The organism is Clostridium sp. YIM B02569 (assembly GCF_022320765.1).
Taxonomy (GTDB): Bacteria; Bacillota; Clostridia; order Clostridiales; family Clostridiaceae; genus Clostridium; species Clostridium beijerinckii.
Genome location: NZ_JAKJJX010000010.1, coordinates 24,277 through 45,661, shown reverse-complemented (window position 1 = coordinate 45,661; position 21,385 = coordinate 24,277). Strand labels below are relative to the sequence as shown.

Below are 21,385 nucleotides of genomic sequence, written 5' to 3'. Positions count from 1 at the left end.
CTTAAACGTTTACTGAAAAAGAGGAATATGTTATGAATAGTAATATTAAAAGACCCACAATTAAAGATGTCGCTAAGAAATCCAATGTTTCTGTTGCCACAGTTTCTAGGATAATAAATAATCTAGATGGTTATTCAGAAGAGACTAGAAAAAAAGTAATTGAAGCTATGGATGAACTTGGTTATCAAAGAAATGCAATTGCGAGAAATCTCAAGGTTAAAGAAACACGAACTATTGGAGTGTTACGTCCTAAGATAAGCACTACATATTATGTAGAAATTTTAAATGGAATAGAAGATTTTGCGCAACGCAATAATTACAGCGTTATAATCTGTAATGGTGGAGATAAGTGGGAGCGAATGTCAGAATATCTTCAGGTATTATCTGAAAGACAGGTAGATGGATTAATTGTTTGCAGCATACCTCCAGATGATACTTTATGCAAAAGAATAATAGACTCACATATTCCAACAGTTCTTGTTTCAGGATTATCGTACAAGTATTCATTACCTTATGTTAAGGTTGATGATTATCAAGCTGCTTATTCAGCAACATCATATTTAATTGAAAATGGCCATAAAGAGATAGCAATTATATCTGGACCGACTGAAGACCCTATAGCAGGAGTGCCACGTTTAAATGGATTTTTGCAAGCATTAAGAGATAATAACATATCCATAAAGAAAAATCTTATTAAAGAAAAAGGGTTTGGATTTATAGATGGGGTTGAAGGAATGAATGAACTTCTAGAGACAGGTGAGAAATTTACAGCTGTTTTTGCGGCATCTGATGATTGTGCTGTTGGAGCATTATCAGTAGCACATAAGAATGGTTTAAAAGTACCAGATGATCTATCTATAGTAGGTTATGATAACACAAATATAGCTGAGATGTCATATCCACCTTTAACAACAGTAGCGCAACCTTTATATGATATGGGGAAAAAGTCTGTTGAAATGTTAATAAAAAGAATATCCTACAACGAAAAAGTTGAAAGCATAATAATGCCATTTGAAATTATAGAAAGAGAGACAGTTAAAAAAATTAAAGATATATAGACTGCACTAATAAATCTACATTTAAAGATATAAGATATCAAATACTCAGTTATGATTTAAATGTAGAAAGTTAATAGTAATATATAAATTATTATAGGAATATAAGATATTCAATGATTATTTATAGAATAGTATGAAGCTATATTACAAGTTTCTATATACAATTCTAAGTTTAAAACTTTGTAATATAATTTCATATAGGATTTGAGAAAGATATTACGTAAATTTTTATAGTTTACGTAAACGATTAAGTATTAAGGAATAAAAAAAGATATTAAAATGTACTTTTTAAGGCTAATGTCCTGAAATAGTATAGTTAATATAATATTAAATCTACGTAATCGTATACTGAAATTACAAAGTAGGGGGAAGAGAAATGAATAAAAAATTAAAATTACTAATGTCAATTACTATTAGTGCAGTAATTGGAACTTCATTATTAGCTGGATGTGGTTCTAATGGAGGTAGCACAGAAAATGGAAAAGTAAAATTAGAGTTATTTTCAACTAAGGCAGAAAATAAAACAATATTACAATCATTAGCAAATGAATTTCAAGAAAAGAATCCTGATATTGAAATTTCAATTAATTCACCTGCAAATGCTGGTACTGTTTTAAAAACAAGACTTGCTAAAAATGATATGCCTGATCTAGTAGCTTTAGGTGCTGATGTAAACTATGGTGCACTAGTAGATGCAAATGCCCTCGTTGATCTTACTAATGATGGCATTATTGAAAACATACAAAAACCATATTTAGATATGCTTCATGGCATAGCAAGTAATGATAATGGAAAGATATATGGAGTTCCATATGCTACTAATGCTGATGGCGTTTTATACAATAAAGATATATTTTCAAAGCTAGGATTGCAAATTCCTAAAACATGGGATGAATTTATGGCTGTATCGAAAAAGATTAAAGATGCAGGTCAATTACCACTTTATTTGACACTTAAAGATGCATGGACTGGAATGTGTTTCTGGAATGTTATAGCTAGTGACTTGGAGCCTAGTAATTTCTTAGCTGATAAAAAAGCAGGAAAAACAACTTTTGAAGCTACACATGGAGAAATAGTGGACAAGATGGAGACTATAGGAACTCTTGGGCAAGAAGATATTTTAGGAGTATCATACAATGATGGTAATGCAGCCTTTGCACAAGGTAAATCAGCAATGTATTTACAAGGTAACTGGGCTATTAGTGAAATAAAAAAAGCAAATCCTAATATAAATATAGGCATGTTCCCATTACCTGCAAGTAACGATCCATCTAAAAATAATATAGTATCTGGTATAGATGTGTTATTTGGAATAACAAGTAAGTCAAAACACTCTGATGAAGCAAAAAAATTCATAGAATTTATGACTCAAAAGGAGAATGCTCAAAAATATATAAAAGATCAATTCGCATTTTCTGCAGTTAAAGATGTGACACAAGATGATCAAAGTGTAACAGATGTACAAGAAAGCTTTAAAAATGGAAAAATTGGTGTTTTCCCTGATCACTACTATCCAAGCTCATTTGATGCAGCAAGTTTAGTTCAAGGGTTCTATAGTAAAAAAGATAAGGCAGAATTCTTAAAACAACTTGATACTGAATACGATAAAGCCAGTAGCAAACAATAAATAGAGAAAATAAAAGGCATGAGGATGTCCTAAAAGATAGTTGAGGATGCGATATTTACTGATAAGCATTAAAAATAATGTTTCTATGAAAATAGACTGATTTTAGGACAACCTATGCTATATGCTAATAATATTTATTTGTCAAATGAAAAAATAATAGGGGGCTGAAGGTTTTGAAAAAGAAAAAAGCTTTTTATATTATGACTATACCAGCAGTTTTGTTATTCTTTATATTTCATACATTATCTCTTTTAGAAGGTGTATTTTATAGTTTTACCAATTCAAAAGGATATGGTGATTGGAGTTTTGTTGGATTAAAAAACTATATTGCAGTATTTCAAGATAGTAATGTTATGCATGCGTACATTTTTACTTTCAAATTTGCAATTATAACTACAATTATAGTAAACATATTAAGTCTTTTAATTGCTGTAGGTTTAAACTCAAAAATCAAATTTCAAAATACTTTAAAGTCAATATATTTTATTCCTAACATATTAGGAACTTTAATAGTAGCATTTATATTCAATTTTGTATTTGCTCATGTTGTACCAAACATTGGAGAGACTATGAATATTTCTATGCTTAGTAAAAACATCTTAGGTGATGAAAAGCTTGCATGGCTTGGAATAGTGTTCGTAGCAGCATGGCAATCTATAGCCTTTAATACGATCATATATTTATCTGGACTTCAGACAATTGATACTGATGTTTACGAAGCCTGTGATATTGATGGTGCTGGTTCATGGCAAAGATTCAAAAGCATAACATTTCCATTAATAGCACCATTTTTCACAATTAACATGGTTTTATGTATGAAAGGATTTTTAATGGTATTTGATCAGGTTGTAGCTATGACAGGAGGAGGACCTGGAACTGTTACTCAATCAATATCTTATGTAATTTATAACGGAGGATTTAACCAAGGAAGTTTTGCATATCAATCCGCAAATGCTGTTATTTACTTCATCGTAATTGTAGCAATATCATTATTTCAGCTTAGAGTCCTTGAAAAGAGGGAGGAAAAAGTACTATGAGGAGAAACAAAACCAATTGGATAGTAACTACGCTTATGATAGCAGGAGCTTTGGTGGCTATAATATTTCCATTGTATCTAACAATATTAATAGCTGTAAAATCTCCACAAGATATGGTACCAAGTGCTTTATCATTTCCAAAGTCATTGCGTTTTGAAAATTTTACTGAAGCCATTGAAATGACAAATTTCTTTGATGCTCTAAAAAACAGTTTAACAATAACAGTTTCGGTATTAATTCTTACAATACTTTCAAATTCTTTGGTTTCATATGCCATAGCTAGAAATAGAAAGAAAAAGTTTTTTAATGCATTGTACTATTACTTTTTGAGTGCTATGTTTGTACCATTTCCAATAATTATGCTACCTCTTGTAAAGCAAGTAAATATGTTAAACATGGATAATATAATTGGAATAATATGTTTATACGTTGTATTTGGGCTACCTTTTAATATATTTTTATATTCAGGTTATATTAAATCAATTCCAGTTTCACTTGAAGAAGCAGCAACAATAGATGGTGCTTCTACATTTCAAGTATTTTGGAGAATAATTTTCCCTTTACTAAAGCCTATTAATGCTACGGTTGCAATTACTACTTGTTTGTGGACATGGAATGATTTCATGTTGCCACTTATCATCTTAGGTAAGCCAGAGATGGCTACATTGCCTTTAGTTCAATACGTATTCCAGTCTCAATTTACTACAAATTATAATCTGGCTTTTGCGTCATACTTGTTAGCATTATTACCAATGTTTATAGTATACATCTTTGCGCAAAAGTGGATAAGAAATGGTATTGTTACTGGAGCTGTTAAATAATAAAAATGCATCTAAACGAAATAAAATAAGTAATATTAAAAGGAGAATAAGTTATGGATAAAAAATGGTGGAAAGAAAGTGTAGTTTATCAGGTATATCCTAGGAGTTTTAATGATTCTAATGGAGATGGAATTGGAGATTTAAGAGGAATAATAGAGAAGTTAGATTACTTGAAAGAATTGGGGATAGACGTAATATGGTTATCTCCAGTATATAAATCACCAAACGATGATAATGGATATGATATAAGCGATTATGAAGATATAATGGATGAATTCGGAACAATGGAAGATATGGATGATCTTATTAAGGAAGGCAATAAAAGAGGAATAAAAATTCTTATGGATCTAGTTGTTAACCATACTTCTGATGAGCATAAATGGTTTATCGAAGCCAAGAAATCAAAAGATAATCCTTATAGAGATTATTATATATGGAGAGATCCAGTAAATGGAGAAGAACCAAATGATTTAAGATCAACATTTAGCGGTAGTGCATGGCAATATGATGAAACTACAGGGCAGTATTACTTACATTTATTTAGTAAAAAACAGCCAGATTTAAACTGGGAAAATGAAGAGGTCCGCAATAGAATTTATAAAATGATGAACTTCTGGATTGATAAAGGTATTGGCGGATTTAGAATGGATGTAATTGAACTTATAGGAAAGATTCCAGATAAAAAAGTTACGCATAATGGTCCAAAACTCCATGAATATATTAGAGAAATGAATAAGAAAACATTCGGCGGCAAAGATTTACTAACAGTTGGAGAGACTTGGGGATGCACTACAGAAATAGCTAAGAAATATTCAAATCCAGATGATAGTGAACTTAGCATGATATTTCAATTCGAGCACATTTTATTAGATCAACAACCAGGTAAGGAAAAATGGGATTTAAAGCCGTTAGAATTATTAGATTTAAAGAAGGCGTTATCTAGATGGCAAGTAGAGCTAGAAGGCACAGGTTGGAATAGTTTATTCTGGAATAATCATGACGTACCAAGAATAGTTTCAAGGTGGGGGAATGACAAAGAATATAGGGTAGAAAGTGCGAAAATGCTTGCTACATTATTACATGGAATGAAGGGGACTCCATATATATATCAAGGTGAAGAGCTTGGTATGACAAATGTAAGATTTGAATCATTAGAGGATTATAAGGATATAGAAACTCTAAACATGTATAATGAAAGAAAAAAACAAGGTTATACTCATGAGGAGATAATGCTATCTATATATACAAAAGGCAGAGATAATGCGCGTACTCCAATGCAATGGAATGATAGTCAAAATGCTGGGTTTACAAGTGGACAGTCTTGGCTAAAAGTAAATCCTAATTACAAAGAAATAAATGCTGAGTCTCAATTAAAAGATGAGAACTCTATATTCAATTATTATAAAAAACTAATAAAAATAAGAAAATCCAATCCAGTAGTTGTATACGGAAAATATGAATTGATGTTAGAAGAAAACAAAGAAATATTTGCATATACAAGAACTTTAGAAAATGAAATGTTACTAGTTATATGTAACTTTATAGGAAATGAGACAGAGTTTGTACTTGAAAGAAAATTTGAATTTAAATCTAAAGAACTTTTAATTTCAAATTATAATGTTAATGAAAATGATTCGATTGAGAGTATAGAACTTAAGCCATATGAAGCTAGAATTTATAAGTTTATATTATAGAAATACTTTTATATAGTGGATACAGTACTATCTTTCTTTAGCTTATCTGGAACCATATTATATTTATGTAATAGAAAGCCCATTGATTTCAGTGGGCTTTCGTGTTGCTTTAAAGGTAAATTTGCACAGAAAATTGAGTTGAAATATCAAGATGAATATAGAAGTGTCTGAAAGAGTCCAAGTAGAAAATATGCATTTAGTATTCCTTACTAATCTAACTTCAAGAGTACACTACGTCTGGTTTAACCCAGTAGAAATTGTTTTATCTTTTTTTCAGTATCTGATCCGGGCAATGCTGTAAGAATTGTCATTTTTAAATTTCTATCTGATAAAACCATATAGCTGGTATACTCAAAGTTCAATTCACCTAAAATCGGATGAGTAATGCTTTTTACTATTTCCTCTTCCATTTCAACATTATGCATTGTCCACCATGAATTGAATTCTTTGCTTTCGCTTTTAAGTTCTTCTACAAGCTCCTTGATATAGGGATCTTCAACAAGTTTGCCATAAGCTATTCTAAATCTGGCAAGCATACTTTGTGCTGTTGATTCCCAATCAATAATTGTTTTTTTATATTCTTCATTAGTAAACATAATTCTTAACATGTTGCGTTTAGAAGTATCAAGTTTATTATAATCATAAAGAAGTTTTTCAGAAGCTCTATTCCATGCAATAACATTGTATCGTTGATCAAGTATAGTTGCTGGAGAAAACTCTATGTTATCTAACACATGCTTAAGCATTGGGTTAACAGTATTATCATAGGTAGCTATTTCAGTTGGAGGTGTTAGCCTCGCAAGATTGTAAAGATGCATAGTTTCCTTTTTATCCAGCATCAAAGTTCTGGCTAAACTTTCGATGACTTGTGAAGATATGGTTATGGGACGTCCTTGTTCAAGCCATGTATACCAAGTTAGCCCAACGCCTGAAAGAAAAGAAACTTCTTCTCGTCTAAGCCCAATTGTTCTTCTCCTGGTACCTTCAGGCAAACCAACCTGTGATGGTAAAATCTTTGCTCGTCGTGTTCTCAAAAAATCTCCTAGTTCTTTATATCTCTGTTTTGGATTATCCATAAACCTTTGCCTTCCTTTATCGTGGTAGTGATATTACTAGTATAAAATAATATCTATCATTATGATAAACCAATTGTTAGTATTAATACAAGGCAATGTATTAAGCTGCAGATAAAACACAAAATCCTAAATGGCCGTAATTTTTGTGATGTGAAAAGAAATTAAAATAATTTTGAATCAATGAAAGATTGGAGAGGTTTATGTCTATGAAAAAAATCATAATATTAAATGGAAGTCCGCACAAAACTGGAAATACAATGGCGCTAGTTAATGAGGTATCCAAATCAATGGATAATAAAGAAACTGAAATAAAAACTTATAACCTAAATACAATGAAAATAAGTTGCTGTCAGGGATGTAATGCCTGTAAAAAAACAGGTACATGTGCCATTAAAGATGATATGCAATTAATATATGACGATATTGATGATGCTGATGGTATTATATTTGCTACGCCTATATATATTTATCAGATGTCTGCACAGTTGAAAACTGTTGTTGATAGACTCGTTGCTTATATGAAAGAAGATTATTCGAGCTATCTTTCTCCAAATAAAAAGGTCTTATTTGTATCTACATTTGGGGGAGGCGATATAGTACAATACAGGGACTATTTTGATTTAACTGGTAAAAGCCTTAAAGTTTTAGGTTTTGGAGAATACAAGACACTGATTACTGGAGGTTTACGTGAAATAAACGAGTTATTAGAACGTTCAGAAGTTCTGTCAGAGGCAAAAGAGATGGGAGAATGGTTATTGAATTGTTAAAATGAATATTAAATGAATTTCATGATGACAAAAGTTAACCGAATCAAGAAAAAATGTTAAGTACTTAGAGATTTATAATCTAAAAAAAATCACTCACCACAATTTTGCGGTGAGTGATTTTTTTACATGAGAAGAACATTGGGAAAAAGTACAAAGTTTTTTAGACAAATATTCGTAAAATTTTAAATCTTTGAGACTATATCTATTCTAGTTTTTTTGTATATAAAATTATTGTATCCGTACTTAATTGTTTGGTTTTATATACGTTCATTTTGATAACCATAATATCTCATGGCTATTGCTGCTAGTACAAGTTAAGTATAATTTATAATGTAGAAACTTAATTGCAAAATATATATAGTTAAATTGATGAATTAAGTGGGATCAGATAAAATAAGGTATATGAAGTATTTTTGAAGATATATATGAAAAAGTTTAGGAGGTATAATTTTGGAAAAAGAAGAAGTTGAATTATTGCCAGCAGGACTCATAACATGTTTATTAGATGACAAAGAAGTACGTATAATAAAAATATCTCCTGAAAAATTGACAGTGCGTGTGGCTGACGAAATAGAAAAGATAAGCAGTATAAAAGTTGCATTTCATAAGTTTGATGAAAACAGATATGAAGAGGTAATAATACAAGATTATAATATAGTGGAAAAAAGAAAAGAAGATTTTAGTTTAACATATATTTTCAACATTGAATCACAAAAATATTCACATAATGTAAGAAGTGCTTTTAAAAAGTATTCAAAGTATATTATGTTAAAAGCTTTTGGTGATGGCAATGAATTTTCAAAGGAAATGGTTAATTATCCGGCAAAGCTAGATGAGGAGTTTCATAAGGATTATTTAGAACAGAAAGAAGAGTGGCTGTTAGGCGTAAATTATGGGCATTGGGATGAAGATATTATTGATTCAGTGGAGATAGCTATTTCTTTAGATAATGATATATTATATAAAAAGTTTATGAATAATGATATCCAGACATTTAAGATGGATTACTTAAATGAAAATTTTATAGGGAGTCATGAGCTATTTAAGAAAGATATTAACAGGATTTATATTGGAAATGAATTTTGTCATAACTTATTTCCAGAAATAGAATTGTTAAAAGGTATGATGCAGAAAGCCAAAAAAGAGAGCCTTGAGATAACATTATGTTTTACATATATGAGAGAGTGTTGTATAGAAAAAACAAAAGATATAATAGAGTCTGTATATAATTGGTGTAATGAAAATAATACTAAGATAGAAATTGTTGTAAATGATTTTGGCATGCTAAAATTACTTAAAGATAAGATAGATATATTCAAGCTGTCACTAGGCGTTTTATTAAATAAGAGGAAAAAAGATCCAAGATATATTTACAAGAAAGGATACTTAGAAAATAAAGATCTTATATCAGCAAACAGTCTTAATAGTTCAATTTTTACGAAATTTTTGAAAGAATGTAAAATAGAACGATATGAATATGAAAATTGTGGTTATAAAATTTCTATTGCAGATGGGCACCATAGTATGCATATTCCTTTCTACCAAACAAATACATCTCAATATTGTCCACTATATGCAATGTGTACAACTATGGATAGAGGAAATCAGAAGCTTGTTACTGACTGTCCAAAGTACTGTGGGGATTATGTATTTTCTTATCCAAAGCATTTAAAAATGGTGGGAAGATATAATTCGCTATTCACTTTTGATGATACTTTACTTAAAAATCCAAAAGAATTAGAGTATTACATAAATAGCGGAATCGATAGAATTGTTTTGAATTTTCTATAGATATCGAAATATGAGCTTATACTTATGTAGAGTTTAACGGTGATAGGTAGCTATTTCACATACGCACATATAGGTCTATCTACGCAAGGAGGAGAATACAATGAAGATAGTAGCAGGAATGGGATGTATTGATGATTATATAAAATTAGTAAAGGCTGGAGCAGATGAAGTGTTTTGTGGATATGTTCCTTATGAATGGAATAAAAAATATGGTAGTTTATTTCCTTTAAATAGGAGAGAAGTACTTTATTATAACATTCAAATAAGTTCACTTGAGGACATGAAAATACTAAAGAAAATGGTTGATTTATATAAAGTACCAGTAAATATAACTTTCAATTATTTATACTACCTTGAAGAACAATATGAAATGATAGCTAACATAATAAAAGATTTGATAAATATTGGCTTTAATGATTTTATTGTAGCAGATATTGCGCTTATATTATATTTAAAGGAAAGGAATATAAAGTGCTCAATACATTTAAGTGGAGAATGCGCTGAGCTAAACCGGCTTTCTATCGAATTTTTCAATAAACTAAATATATCACGATACATATTTCATAGGAAAAATACAATTGAAGATATGAAATCATGTATAAGAAGCAACGAAGTAAAAAATCTTGAATATGAAGCATTTATTTTAAATGAAAGATGCCATTATACTGGTGCTTTTTGCAGCTCCCTGCATTGTGATGAAATGATACATTTGTGTAAAGTTCCATATGAACTATTAAGAATAGATAAAAATGAGAGTAGTTTCTGCGAAGTTGATAAGAGAATTGAGTCTTATTACAAAGACATAGATGACAAGGATAAGGAAGAACTCTGTATAGAAAATCAATTTGACCCAGAAAATGACTATGGAAGTGAAAGCGAAGACGGAATGGAAGTTTCATATTTCATTGGAGAAACTGGATGTGGATTATGTTCGTTAAAAAAGTTAAAGAAAGCTGGCATTACTCATTTAAAGGTAGTCGGAAGAGGAAATTCTATTGAGAATATGGAAAAAGATATAAAAAGCTTAAAAAAGGCCATAGATATATTGGATAATACTGAAGCAAGTGAAACTTATGAAGAATATATAAAAAATAAGTTACTTGATGGCAAATGCAGCAGACAATGTTATTATTAAAAAGTAGGACTCACCATATAAAGGTAAGTCCTTTTATAAGTTATCACATAATATCAATATATATTCGATAAATAATTCTTCATCATAATTCTAAAAGTATTGCAAGAATTTTATCTGTAATTTGTGAATTGATAAATATGCATTGTGAACTGCAACATATATATTAATGCAGGATTATTTCTCAGGTGAATAAAAGGAAAATTCTAATCAATAAAATTTAAATATGCAAAATAGAACTTTATGCTTTTTTGCTAATATTGTGTATAATAAGCGCAAGGATTTGAGTTATTATACCAAAAGTACATACCCCATACCATCCAAAGTGAGAATAGCTATAGGAACCTAAAAACGATCCAAACGCCCCACCAAGAAAAAAGCTAACCATATAAATAGTATTAAGTCTATTACGTGTTTCTTCATTTAAAGAATGTACTCTTGCCTGATTAGATACATTACAAGATTGTACTCCTAAATCTAGAAGGATTACTCCTAAAACTAATCCCCAAATTTTGAATCCGAATAGGAAAAATAATAAATAGGAAACTATAACCACGACTATACATATGCCTATAGCAAATCTTGAACCTCTTTTATCAGCTACTTTTCCAACCAGTGGAGCAGCAAGAGCACCGCTAACACCTACTAACCCAAGTAAACCAGCTGCTTCAGCTCCCATATTGTAATGAGAACTTTCAAGTAAAAATATAAGGGATGTCCAAAAGGCGCTGAAAGCTGAAAACATTAATGCACCATTAAGAGAGGATTCTCTTAAGATCGGTTCTGTTTTTATTAAGTGTATCATCGATTTTAATAACTCAGAATATTTAATGTCGGAAATGGGGTTGCATAATGGTATTAATTTTCTAAGAATAAGCATGAGAGCAAACATCATAATTGCTGCAATAAGATAAACTATTCTCCAGCCAAGGTAGCTTCCTAATATGCCACTAACTGTACGAGAAAGTAATATTCCAATTAATAAACCGCTCATTATTGTGCCAATAGTTTGTCCTCTTTGTTGCGGATTTGAGAGCTGTGCTGCCAAAGGAATAATAAGTTGAGGGATTATAGAAGTAAACCCAACGGCAAAAGAAGAGATCGTAAGAATATATATATTTGAAGAGAAAAACATAATCATAAGTGAAATTACTGAGAATAAAAGCATTATTACTATTAAGTTTCTCTTTTCTTTTATATCTCCTAAAGGCAATATAAATATCATTCCGATTGCATAACCTATTTGTGTGAGCATAGCTGCAAAACCTATACTTAATTGGTCAACATGAAAAGTTTTTGCTATGTCTCCTAAAAGCGGTTGAATGTAATATAGATTTGCTACTGTAAGTCCACAAGCTATTGACATAACTAAGATTAGTAATTTAGTTAATATAGGTCTAGTATTGGTATTATCTATTGATGAATTTGTTTTTAATACAGCATTAGTTGATTGATACATTTATAAATCACTTCCTTAAAATTATATAATACATATAATTGAGCAAAGGTCTAATTTACAAGTAATAAAAATTTCTTATAAATATCAATGCTACAATTATATGAGGATTAGATTCGATAAAAGTTTATCGAATAAAATTAGTAAAAATCTTTTCTTCTCTTTCAGGAGTTTTTATAACTCCTTGACCATTTTCGATAAGCTTCATAAGCCAGGCCATGTTCTTGCCTAGGATTCTCATAATTTGTTGTCCTTCTTCATCTTGCATTACTTCACCTGGGGCTCTTCCGTTAATTACATTCCAATAGTTTGAAGTAGGAATAATCATTTCAGAATGATTAATATAATTGTTCAATTGATCGAAGGTTGGAATTCCACCTGCACGTCTTACTGCGACTACTGCAATGCCTACTTTAAGTCTTAACATACTATCAGTAGCTTCGGCTACACGAAAAGCCCTATCTAAAAATGATTTCATTGTTCCGGCAATTGCTGAATAGTGTACTGGTGACCCTAAGATTATGCCATCAGCATCTTTCATTTTTTCAATCCACTCGTTAACTGGATCGGTAGCAATGGCACATTTACCATTTTTATTTTTTGTGCAATATCCGCAAGCAATGCAACCTCTTATAGACTTGTTCCCCACATGAATTATTTCTGTTTCTATTCCTTCCTTTTCTAGTTCATCAGTAACTAATTTTATTCCATGATAAGTATTACCTTCTTTATTTGGACTTCCGTTAAATGCTATAACTTTCATTTATTTTTCCTCCTCATAATACATATAATTTGATGAAATTTATAAGATCTATTACTTATTTGTTTTTAATTGAATATTAATAAATATTATTCCCGCCATATATCTTAAAAATTCTTAATAAAATAATAAGGTATTTGATAAAACTGAACGTTTAGTTTATAAATATATATTATACTAAACGTTCAGTATTGTAAATAGTTTTTTGAAGAAATAAAAAAAATATTTTTAAGTCTATTAAAAAGGCATAAGAGGTATAATATCACTAACAATTAAGTCAAATGTTTAAAAGAGATAAATTAGAATTGATAAGTATAATATATATAGTATAATAGACGTATAGTTTACTAAGTATAGGCTATAAGTTAATTACAATGGAGGTAACTACACATGGAGAAAAAGTTAGGACGCCCTCGTAGCGAGAAAACTAAAAATGCAATTCTTTCCGCTGCCTATGATTTATTGCTTGAAAGTGGTTTTGGATCTGTTACAATTGAAAAGATTGCTGAGAAAGCTGGAGTTAGTAAAGCTACTATTTATAAATGGTGGTCCAATAAGGCAGCTGTTGTTATGGATGCTTTTTTTGACGCAGCTGTTGTGAGACTCCCAGTTCCGGATACAGGATCAACTATGGATGATATAATAATTCAAGTAAATAACTTAGCAAATTTTCTAACTAGTCGCGAGGGGAAGGTAATTAATGAGATAATAGCAGAAGGACAATCTGATCAAAAATTAGCTGAAACATACCGAACAGTATATTTTAAGCCTCGTAGACTTGATTCAAGATATATTCTAGAACGTGGTATTTCGAGGGGAGAACTAAAAGAGGATTTAGATATAGAATTAGTTATGGATTTAGTTTTTGGTCCATTATTTTATAGATTATTAATAACAGGTGATATAGTAGATGAGAATTTTATAAGGAATATGGTCACTTGCGCTTTTAATGGCATAACTAAAAGTTAATATTGACGTTAATTTAATTAAGAAAATTCTAATGATGAAGAAATTATTGATACTTTAGTCGGACATATTATGTTTCTTATTAAAATCATAGAAATATAAAATATAGATTTTGTTGAAAGTTCATATTAATTTACTTAGAATAAATCTAATAAATTAATATAGAATATATAGTGGAAAGCTAATGCATAGCTTGTGGTGAGTTCATCTATTTGATATAATCATAAGAGTAAAAAATAACATATAGTCAGTTCGAAAGCCTCCTGACTTAAAATAAAACTACGGTTAAATAATTGATAATAATAAAGATTAAATTAATTTGTGTTAATGGAATCTTTTATTTTTGTTGAGTATATTTATCGTAGGATTTTTCCTGCGATTTTTTTATTTTCTAGGAATCTATATTGAAGCAAAATTTGTGGAGATTTTGTTCTTTGAGAGTACGGAAATTATGGGGAAGGTTGATTAAGCAGGTTACCTTTAAAAATATCATTAGTAAAATGGAGGAGTTTATATGAATAATAATAATACAGTGAAAAGGCTAGTTAAAACAGCTATCATAGCCGCACTTTACGCAGTTATAACACTTGTTCTGGCACCAATAAGCTATGGTCCTATACAATTTAGAGTCTCAGAGATAATGGTACTATTAGCATTTTTTGATCCGTTTTATATTGTAGGTCTTACTCTTGGATGTTTTATTGCAAATATTCTTGGACCTAATGGTTTAGCAGATATAATATTTGGTACTGTAGCAACATTTATTAGTGTTTATGCTGTCTCAATTACGAAAAAGTTTGTAAAGAATAAGAAAACATCATTAATAATAGCATCGCTTTGGCCTACTATTTTTAATGGAGTAATAATTGGATGGATGCTTAACTATATTTATCAATTTCCACTTGTACTATCAATTGGGGAAGTTGCAATTGGCGAGTTTGTTGTTGTTACAATAGTTGGTGTACCAATTGTTAGGCTTTTACAAAATAAATATAGCAGTTTTCCTTTATTTTGTAAGAATTAAGAATTAATACTTTTTGCAAAATAGTATATATCAAAAGATATTGCAGTAGAGTTTTTATTGCAATATCTTTTTTTACAAACAGTAATTTTGAAAACGAACTACTAAAACAAATAGCATAGATATTAGAGAAGATAAATAAAAGTAAAAGCACTTTATTAATAATAACAAAAAGTCAATAATAAACATAAATATAGCATATGTAGAATATTTATGAATAGTAATTTAAATGGATTTATAGATTAATCTGTACTGCTATATATGAATTATTGGAGAAATTATAATTAATTTTCAAGTTTGACATGAATATCCCTCTACTCTATAATTTAGTTACACAATTTTTAAAAACAAGGAAGCGAAAATTACTATGATAAGTGTTATCGAAACTGCAATTATAACTATAATAATATCATTTATATCTGGATTACTGTTAGAGTATTATAAAAATCTGGCTCCTAAAATATTATGCAATATAGGAGAAGGTGTACCACTAGAATTAAACAACAAAAAAATATGTGCATATGTTCTTACGGTAAGAAACATATCAAATAAAACAATTCATAAGTTAACCTTAAATATACAAGGGTTACAAAATGATTTGAAAATTGGAGATGCTCAAATAACGAAAGGTTTGAAATTTGATTCTTCAATAGAAGATAACATTTTAGATGTATATATACCTTTCTTAAGTAAAGATGATGAATTTTCAGCTACATTGTATGTGGAAAGTAAGTATGGAGAATATAAAAAGCCTGTTGTAACAATTAGATCACCTGAAAATTTTAAAGAGATACAATCAATTGAGCAAGGAGGAATAATATCCTCATTACTTAACATGCCTAAAAATATAAAGAATTTACTTTGTAATATAACGAAGGATGATAAAGCTTCAACTTCTAATAGAGGGCGCAGATCTACAGTAAATAAAGGACAAACTGCTAAGAAAATAGGTGGTAAAGAAAATAGTACGAGATTTGGTAGAGATAAAAACTCATATAACAATAGAAAGGCGCTAATAGCAATTATATCGCTCATTTTGATTATAAGCATTGGAGGATTAGGCGCATTATATTTTCAGGAGATGTCCACTAATGCAAAAACTTCAGATGAAAAAACTGAAGTTCAGAAGCAATCAACGAGTGAATCGCAGTCAGAAGGCGAACAGACTAAAAATGCAAATGAAAAAACGCCGACAAATGGAAAAAGTAAAAATTCTCCAGTAAAAGTTTCAGGTAATGAAGCAAATAAAGATTCAGGCGCAAAAACATCACAAAATGGAGATACTGGAACACCAGATGCAAAGACACAAGCAGGTGGAGCATCGGGAAATTCAGATATAAAAACATCAACAGATGCAAATAGCCCAAATAATATAGATACAAAAGCATCAACAAGTGGTGGAACAAATGGAAGCACAAACTTAAAGTCGCCATCAGGAACATCAAGTGAAAATACGGATGCAAAGGCATCAACAAGTGGAACAAATGGGAATACAGATCAGAAAACTTCTACAGATGGAACTACTAAAAATGTAGATACAAAGCCATCTCCAGGTGGAGCAACTGCAAATTCAGGAAATTAGTATGAAATGTACTTTGTCAGTAGTTAATGGAACAATAATTATTAAAAAATTAACCTCTTCACTATTATACATGAGGATATAATAGTGAAGGGGATTTTTTATATTATATTTTTAGAGTTTTATTTCAGGGTAAAGTAAGATCATCGTATTTATAAAAGCGTTATATTTAAGGGAAATAGTTTAAAGTGAGAAATAAATATTAATATTTTATATAAACAGTATACTAAGGATAAGGAATTAAACTATAATGGTTAATGTTAAGTTAATATTATAAAAAACTGGAGATATATATGAATAAAATAGATACCTTAAAAATTTCAAACTATGATAAGTTTAAGTGCACAGCTGATAAGTGTAAATTCACATGTTGTGAAGGATGGGATATTAGTGTAGATGACAATACATATGATAATTGGAAAAATGACAAATCTAATAATATCCTAAATAATATAAAAATAAAAAGATATGAAGGTAAAGATGAGCATTTTATAAATAAGAAAACAAATGAAGCATGTCCGCTTTTAGACAGCCATGGATTATGCAATATAGTAAAAGATCATGGGGAAAATTATTTATCTTTAACATGCCAAATGTTTCCTAGAATAGAGAATATTTTTGAGGATAGGAGAGAGCTTTCATTATCATGTTCCTGTCCAGAAGTATTAGAGCTTATAGGTAGTGAGACTGGCAAAATAAATATGACTTCAGAAAGTCATAATAATTTAGAAAGTAATGCGTTAGAAATTAAAGTTAGAGAAACCATCATAAACATAATGCAGCAAGAAAATTTCTTGCTAGAAAATAAGCTTATTATTAGCTTTCAAATGCTATCTACTATTTTAGAAAAAGAGAATCTTGGAGAACATGCCTTATTAAAAGAATTAGAAAAGTATGAGAATAGTAATTATGTAAAAGAGCTTATTGACATGTATAAGGGAATAAAGATAAACACAAATGACTCAGTTGAGGAAGTCAATAATCTATTTTTAGATATCATAGAGAATTATAAGGAAGTTTCTATTTTTAATATTCTTTTAAAAGATATTGCTAATTTCGCGGAAAATGCTAAAATTAAAAAACTTTCATCTAAATGGAATGATTATAAAAGTTTGTTCGAGCAATATAGCGACTTTGTTGAAAATTGCATTATATCTAAAATTTTTAGCAATTGTATCAGTGATGATATAGAAGAGATGATTATTTCATTCCAAATGATTATATTAGAGTATTTATTGTTAAGGTATTCCTTATTCTTAAAATATTGCATGGAAAATAAAATAGATGAGGAAGACATAAAGAATTACACTGTAGCTTTTTCAAGAATAATAGGTAATAATACTGATGCTATGATAGAATTCATTAGGGATGGTTTTGGAGATGATATTTTAGAGATTGGATATTTGTGTTTTATAACTTTAGTTTAATATTACAAGAAATATAAAAATAAGTATTTTTTATACTGATACCATTCTTAAATATATATCACATTAGATTTATATTTAATGTGTTTTATAATTAAACTTATAATCACAAAAGTCTTAATTAGTATAAGATTCAAAGTCGTTACTGAATTTATGAAATTCTGAGACTGGATTATTTTAGGAGACATAATAATCCAGTGTCAATTTAGTAACACGTTTATAATGACATATATGCCATAATTTTAGAATTATATGGCATTATGTTTTATTTTAAATATAAAATTGTAGAATATTACAAGATATATTTAGTATAATGGAGTGTATGAGGTGATGTTTTTGAAGCTAAACATTTTTTTTTGCTTGATACTATTATTATCTGCGCTAACATTAATTTATATAGGATATTCTTCATGGAAAAGAGATAAATCATATGTTTCAATGTCTTTGATTCCTGTATCAATTTATGCATTAGGATATGGATTTGAAATATTATGTACAAGCATCGAAGGAGTAGAATTCTGGATAAAAATAGAATACTTAGGTATTCCATTTATAGCTGTGTTTTGGTTAATGCTTGCACTTAACTTTACAGGATATAAAGATAAATTTAAAAAGAATACTTTAGCATTACTATATATAATACCTTCAATTACATTTATTCTGAATTGTACGAATGATTTTCATCATCTATTCTATAAAGAACTATATATGAATGATACTGGAGTTTTTCCAATAGCAAAGATAATAGAAGGGCCTTGGTATTGGATACATATTGCTTATACATACATTCTAATGATTGCAGGGTTAGTATTTTTTGTAGCGGCATATTTAAAATCAGCTGCAATTATTAGAAAACAAATTTTACTTATAATAGTTGCATGGGTAATTCCATGGGGGGCGAATATAATTTATATATTGAAGCTGTTACCATTTACTCTTGATTTATCTCCATTTACGCTTTCTTTTTCGGGAATAATTTATAGTTTTGCTATATTAAAATTCAAATTTTTGGAGCTTACCCCAATAGCGTTAAACAAGGTATTTTCCAGTATGCTAGAAGGTGTTATAATATTGGATTCCGAAAATAATATAGTAAATTTTAATGATTCAGCAAAAAATATTATTTTAGAGTTAAGAGACATAGGTAAAGGAGAGCATAAGATTGATGAAGTATGTAGGAAATATAAAACATTATTAAATGTTATAAAGAATGGTTCCAGCAATGAAAGCTTGATGAGTATAAGTTATGAAGAAAAGCTAAAATATTATAAGATAAATATTAATAATATATCTGAGAATAATGGTAAGATAGTTGGTAAAATACTAATTTTAACAGATATTACTGAGATTGAAGTGCAAAGAAAAAGAGTATATGATAATGCGAAATTTCTTCAAACACTTATTGATGCTATTCCTAATCCTATATATTCTAAGGATGAATTTGGAGTATATAATCATTGCAATGCAGCATTTACAGAATTTTTAGGAATGAGTAAAGAAGAATTTTTGGGAAGTACCGTTTATAATATTTTCGAAAAGGAACTAGCTGAAGTTTATAGTAATTCAGATAAGAATATAATGAGTCAAAAGCAATCCCAAGCCTATGAAGAAAGGCTTACACATAAAGATGGCACATATCATGATGTAATCTTTAATAAATCAGTTGTTGTAAATGAAGATGATAATGTTAAAGGATTAGTTGGCGTTATAATAGACACTACTGAACAAAAAAAGAGCAAAGAAAAGATAAGTAAATTATTAAAATTAAAAGAATCAATGCTAAAAATAGGGTACTCGATTAACGAGATATCTAATATTAATAATTTACTGCAATTAATATTGGACGAAGTCATTAATTGTATAGATAGCAGAAGTTGTGGATCGGTGCTGCTTTTAGATAAAGACAAAAGTTTAAAAATAGCTGTGGCTAAAGGCTATAACTTAGAGGATATTAAAACATTTGAATTAAAGTACGAAGAGCACTTTGCATGGGCTAATCAGAGAAATAATGTAGATACAACAACTATTTTCAATGATATTCATAAAATAGAAAATATAAAAATGCTAGATACGGCAGAGGGAATGAAAATAAAGTCTATTATTAGTTCACCTATTATTATAGATAGTGAATTATATGGATTTTTGAATATTGATAGTATCTACAATAATTGTTTTAATGAAGGTGATTTGGAATTAATGGAATACATGAGAAATCAAGTTTCGGTTGCAATTACTAATCATAAACTTCATGAGAGAACTTTATATTTATCTAGATATGATAAATTAACTAATGTATGTAACAGAACGTGGTTTGAACAATTAATTCACAGTGAAATTTATAATGAAGATAAGAATATAGAAGAATTTTTCCTTGTAGTTTTTGACTTAAATGATTTAAAACTTGTTAATGATAACTATGGCCACTTGGCTGGGGACGAATTAATTAAGGAATTTTCAAAAGGCTTAAATGCTTTGGCTGGAGAGGGCGATATTATAGGAAGATTTGGTGGAGATGAATTTGTAGGAATCTTTTTGAATTCAGATTTAGTAAGTTTAACTAATAAGCTTGAAGAACTGATTAGAAAGTTTAAAGACTGTCCACTAGTATTTGAAGGAAACAAAATTGTTTGTAGTTATAGCTATGGTATTGCTAACTTCCCAAGAGAAGGAATTGAATTTGATGAATTAATAAAGAGAGCTGATAGACGTATGTATGAGTATAAGCGCAAAGTAAAAAGTAAAAGAGCATTATTAATAGGTGTATAATAAAAATGATCAATGATTCTTAAATATGAATCATTGGTCATTTTTAATTTTTTTTATGTTAATCATATAATAGCAGTTATATTTATTAGATGAATATATTTGCAAGTTTTCTAGTATTTTAAGTTCGTATATTCACTAGAAATCATAAATATATTTTCATAGCTTTTCGGAACAAAATATTTATGATTTTGGTAAGTTACCACATAAATTTAGTTTTAGAGTTAGATATTTATAATATAACTCAATATAAAGAATGAATTATATTATTTTTATAAAATTTGAAATTGTTAAGCTAACTTACAGAAAACTTTATTATAATAAAATTTATAAATGTATTTTTATTTGATCAATATTGTTATGGACAAGTTGCATTTCCATGATTAAATAATAGATTTGTAATAAAGGAGTTT

At 29.1% G+C, this 21,385-nt stretch carries 16 protein-coding genes; 13 read left to right on the top strand and 3 right to left on the bottom strand.

All coding sequences use genetic code 11. The annotated features are described in order from the left end of the window. Positions 1 to 32 precede the first annotated feature (32 nt). The 5 genes from L3B96_RS10525 to L3B96_RS10505 all read left to right on the top strand — a co-directional run bounded on the left by L3B96_RS10525 (position 33) and on the right by L3B96_RS10505 (position 6,237). Entirely contained in the window at positions 33 to 1,058 is a 1,026-nt protein-coding gene (locus L3B96_RS10525) for a LacI family DNA-binding transcriptional regulator (RefSeq protein WP_011968076.1), read from the top strand. A gap of 376 nt (positions 1,059 to 1,434) precedes the next feature. Then, a complete protein-coding gene (locus L3B96_RS10520) occupies positions 1,435 to 2,685 on the top strand; it encodes an extracellular solute-binding protein (RefSeq protein ID WP_087703057.1) in 1,251 nt (416 codons plus the stop codon). A 173-nt stretch (positions 2,686 to 2,858) separates the two neighbouring features. Next, positions 2,859 to 3,722, top strand: coding sequence for a sugar ABC transporter permease (locus L3B96_RS10515; protein ID WP_171787227.1), 864 nt, complete (start codon positions 2,859 to 2,861; stop codon positions 3,720 to 3,722). After that, positions 3,719 to 4,543, top strand: a complete 825-nt coding sequence (locus tag L3B96_RS10510) for a carbohydrate ABC transporter permease (protein WP_236895544.1) — start codon at positions 3,719 to 3,721, stop codon at positions 4,541 to 4,543. Before L3B96_RS10515 ends, L3B96_RS10510 begins: the two co-directional genes overlap by 4 nt. Before the next feature lie 53 nt (positions 4,544 to 4,596). Beyond that, positions 4,597 to 6,237 carry an alpha-glucosidase gene (locus tag L3B96_RS10505; protein WP_238860763.1) on the top strand — a complete coding sequence of 547 codons (1,641 nt, stop codon included), beginning with the start codon at positions 4,597 to 4,599 and terminating at the stop codon, positions 6,235 to 6,237. Positions 6,238 to 6,479: 242 nt separating this feature from the next. Here the strand turns inward: L3B96_RS10505 and L3B96_RS10500 are convergent, their stop codons facing one another. Beyond that, positions 6,480 to 7,313 carry a helix-turn-helix transcriptional regulator gene (locus tag L3B96_RS10500; RefSeq protein WP_077856510.1) on the bottom strand — a complete coding sequence of 278 codons (834 nt, stop codon included), beginning with the start codon at positions 7,311 to 7,313 and terminating at the stop codon, positions 6,480 to 6,482. Positions 7,314 to 7,519: 206 nt separating this feature from the next. Between L3B96_RS10500 and L3B96_RS10495 the strand changes: the two genes are divergently transcribed. The 3 genes from L3B96_RS10495 to L3B96_RS10485 all read left to right on the top strand — a co-directional run bounded on the left by L3B96_RS10495 (position 7,520) and on the right by L3B96_RS10485 (position 11,006). Beyond that, complete coding sequence (locus tag L3B96_RS10495) at positions 7,520 to 8,080, top strand: flavodoxin family protein (RefSeq protein WP_238860760.1); 561 nt, start codon at positions 7,520 to 7,522, stop codon at positions 8,078 to 8,080. A gap of 450 nt (positions 8,081 to 8,530) precedes the next feature. Next, the gene (locus L3B96_RS10490) at positions 8,531 to 9,871 is read left to right on the top strand and encodes a hypothetical protein (RefSeq protein ID WP_238860757.1); all 1,341 of its coding nucleotides are present in this window, start codon (positions 8,531 to 8,533) and stop codon (positions 9,869 to 9,871) included. A 100-nt stretch (positions 9,872 to 9,971) separates the two neighbouring features. Continuing rightward, the gene (locus tag L3B96_RS10485) at positions 9,972 to 11,006 is read left to right on the top strand and encodes a U32 family peptidase (RefSeq protein WP_238860755.1); all 1,035 of its coding nucleotides are present in this window, start codon (positions 9,972 to 9,974) and stop codon (positions 11,004 to 11,006) included. Positions 11,007 to 11,244: 238 nt separating this feature from the next. Here the strand turns inward: L3B96_RS10485 and L3B96_RS10480 are convergent, their stop codons facing one another. Further along, complete coding sequence (locus L3B96_RS10480) at positions 11,245 to 12,462, bottom strand: MFS transporter (RefSeq protein ID WP_238860754.1); 1,218 nt, start codon at positions 12,460 to 12,462, stop codon at positions 11,245 to 11,247. A 124-nt stretch (positions 12,463 to 12,586) separates the two neighbouring features. Beyond that, positions 12,587 to 13,222 (bottom strand): flavodoxin family protein, encoded by a 636-nt coding sequence (locus L3B96_RS10475; protein ID WP_171787220.1) that lies wholly within the window; start codon positions 13,220 to 13,222, stop codon positions 12,587 to 12,589. A 387-nt stretch (positions 13,223 to 13,609) separates the two neighbouring features. Between L3B96_RS10475 and L3B96_RS10470 the strand changes: the two genes are divergently transcribed. The 5 genes from L3B96_RS10470 to L3B96_RS10450 all read left to right on the top strand — a co-directional run bounded on the left by L3B96_RS10470 (position 13,610) and on the right by L3B96_RS10450 (position 20,975). Beyond that, positions 13,610 to 14,188 (top strand): TetR/AcrR family transcriptional regulator, encoded by a 579-nt coding sequence (locus L3B96_RS10470; RefSeq protein ID WP_011968085.1) that lies wholly within the window; start codon positions 13,610 to 13,612, stop codon positions 14,186 to 14,188. A gap of 511 nt (positions 14,189 to 14,699) precedes the next feature. Next, positions 14,700 to 15,209 (top strand): QueT transporter family protein, encoded by a 510-nt coding sequence (locus tag L3B96_RS10465; RefSeq protein WP_077830184.1) that lies wholly within the window; start codon positions 14,700 to 14,702, stop codon positions 15,207 to 15,209. A 364-nt stretch (positions 15,210 to 15,573) separates the two neighbouring features. Then, complete coding sequence (locus L3B96_RS10460; RefSeq protein WP_238860752.1) at positions 15,574 to 16,788, top strand: hypothetical protein; 1,215 nt, start codon at positions 15,574 to 15,576, stop codon at positions 16,786 to 16,788. 290 nt (positions 16,789 to 17,078) lie between these two features. After that, complete coding sequence (gene fliB / locus L3B96_RS10455) at positions 17,079 to 18,212, top strand: flagellin lysine-N-methylase (protein WP_238860750.1); 1,134 nt, start codon at positions 17,079 to 17,081, stop codon at positions 18,210 to 18,212. A 357-nt stretch (positions 18,213 to 18,569) separates the two neighbouring features. Beyond that, a complete protein-coding gene (locus tag L3B96_RS10450; protein ID WP_238860748.1) occupies positions 18,570 to 20,975 on the top strand; it encodes a histidine kinase N-terminal 7TM domain-containing protein in 2,406 nt (801 codons plus the stop codon). Positions 20,976 to 21,385 lie beyond the last annotated feature (410 nt).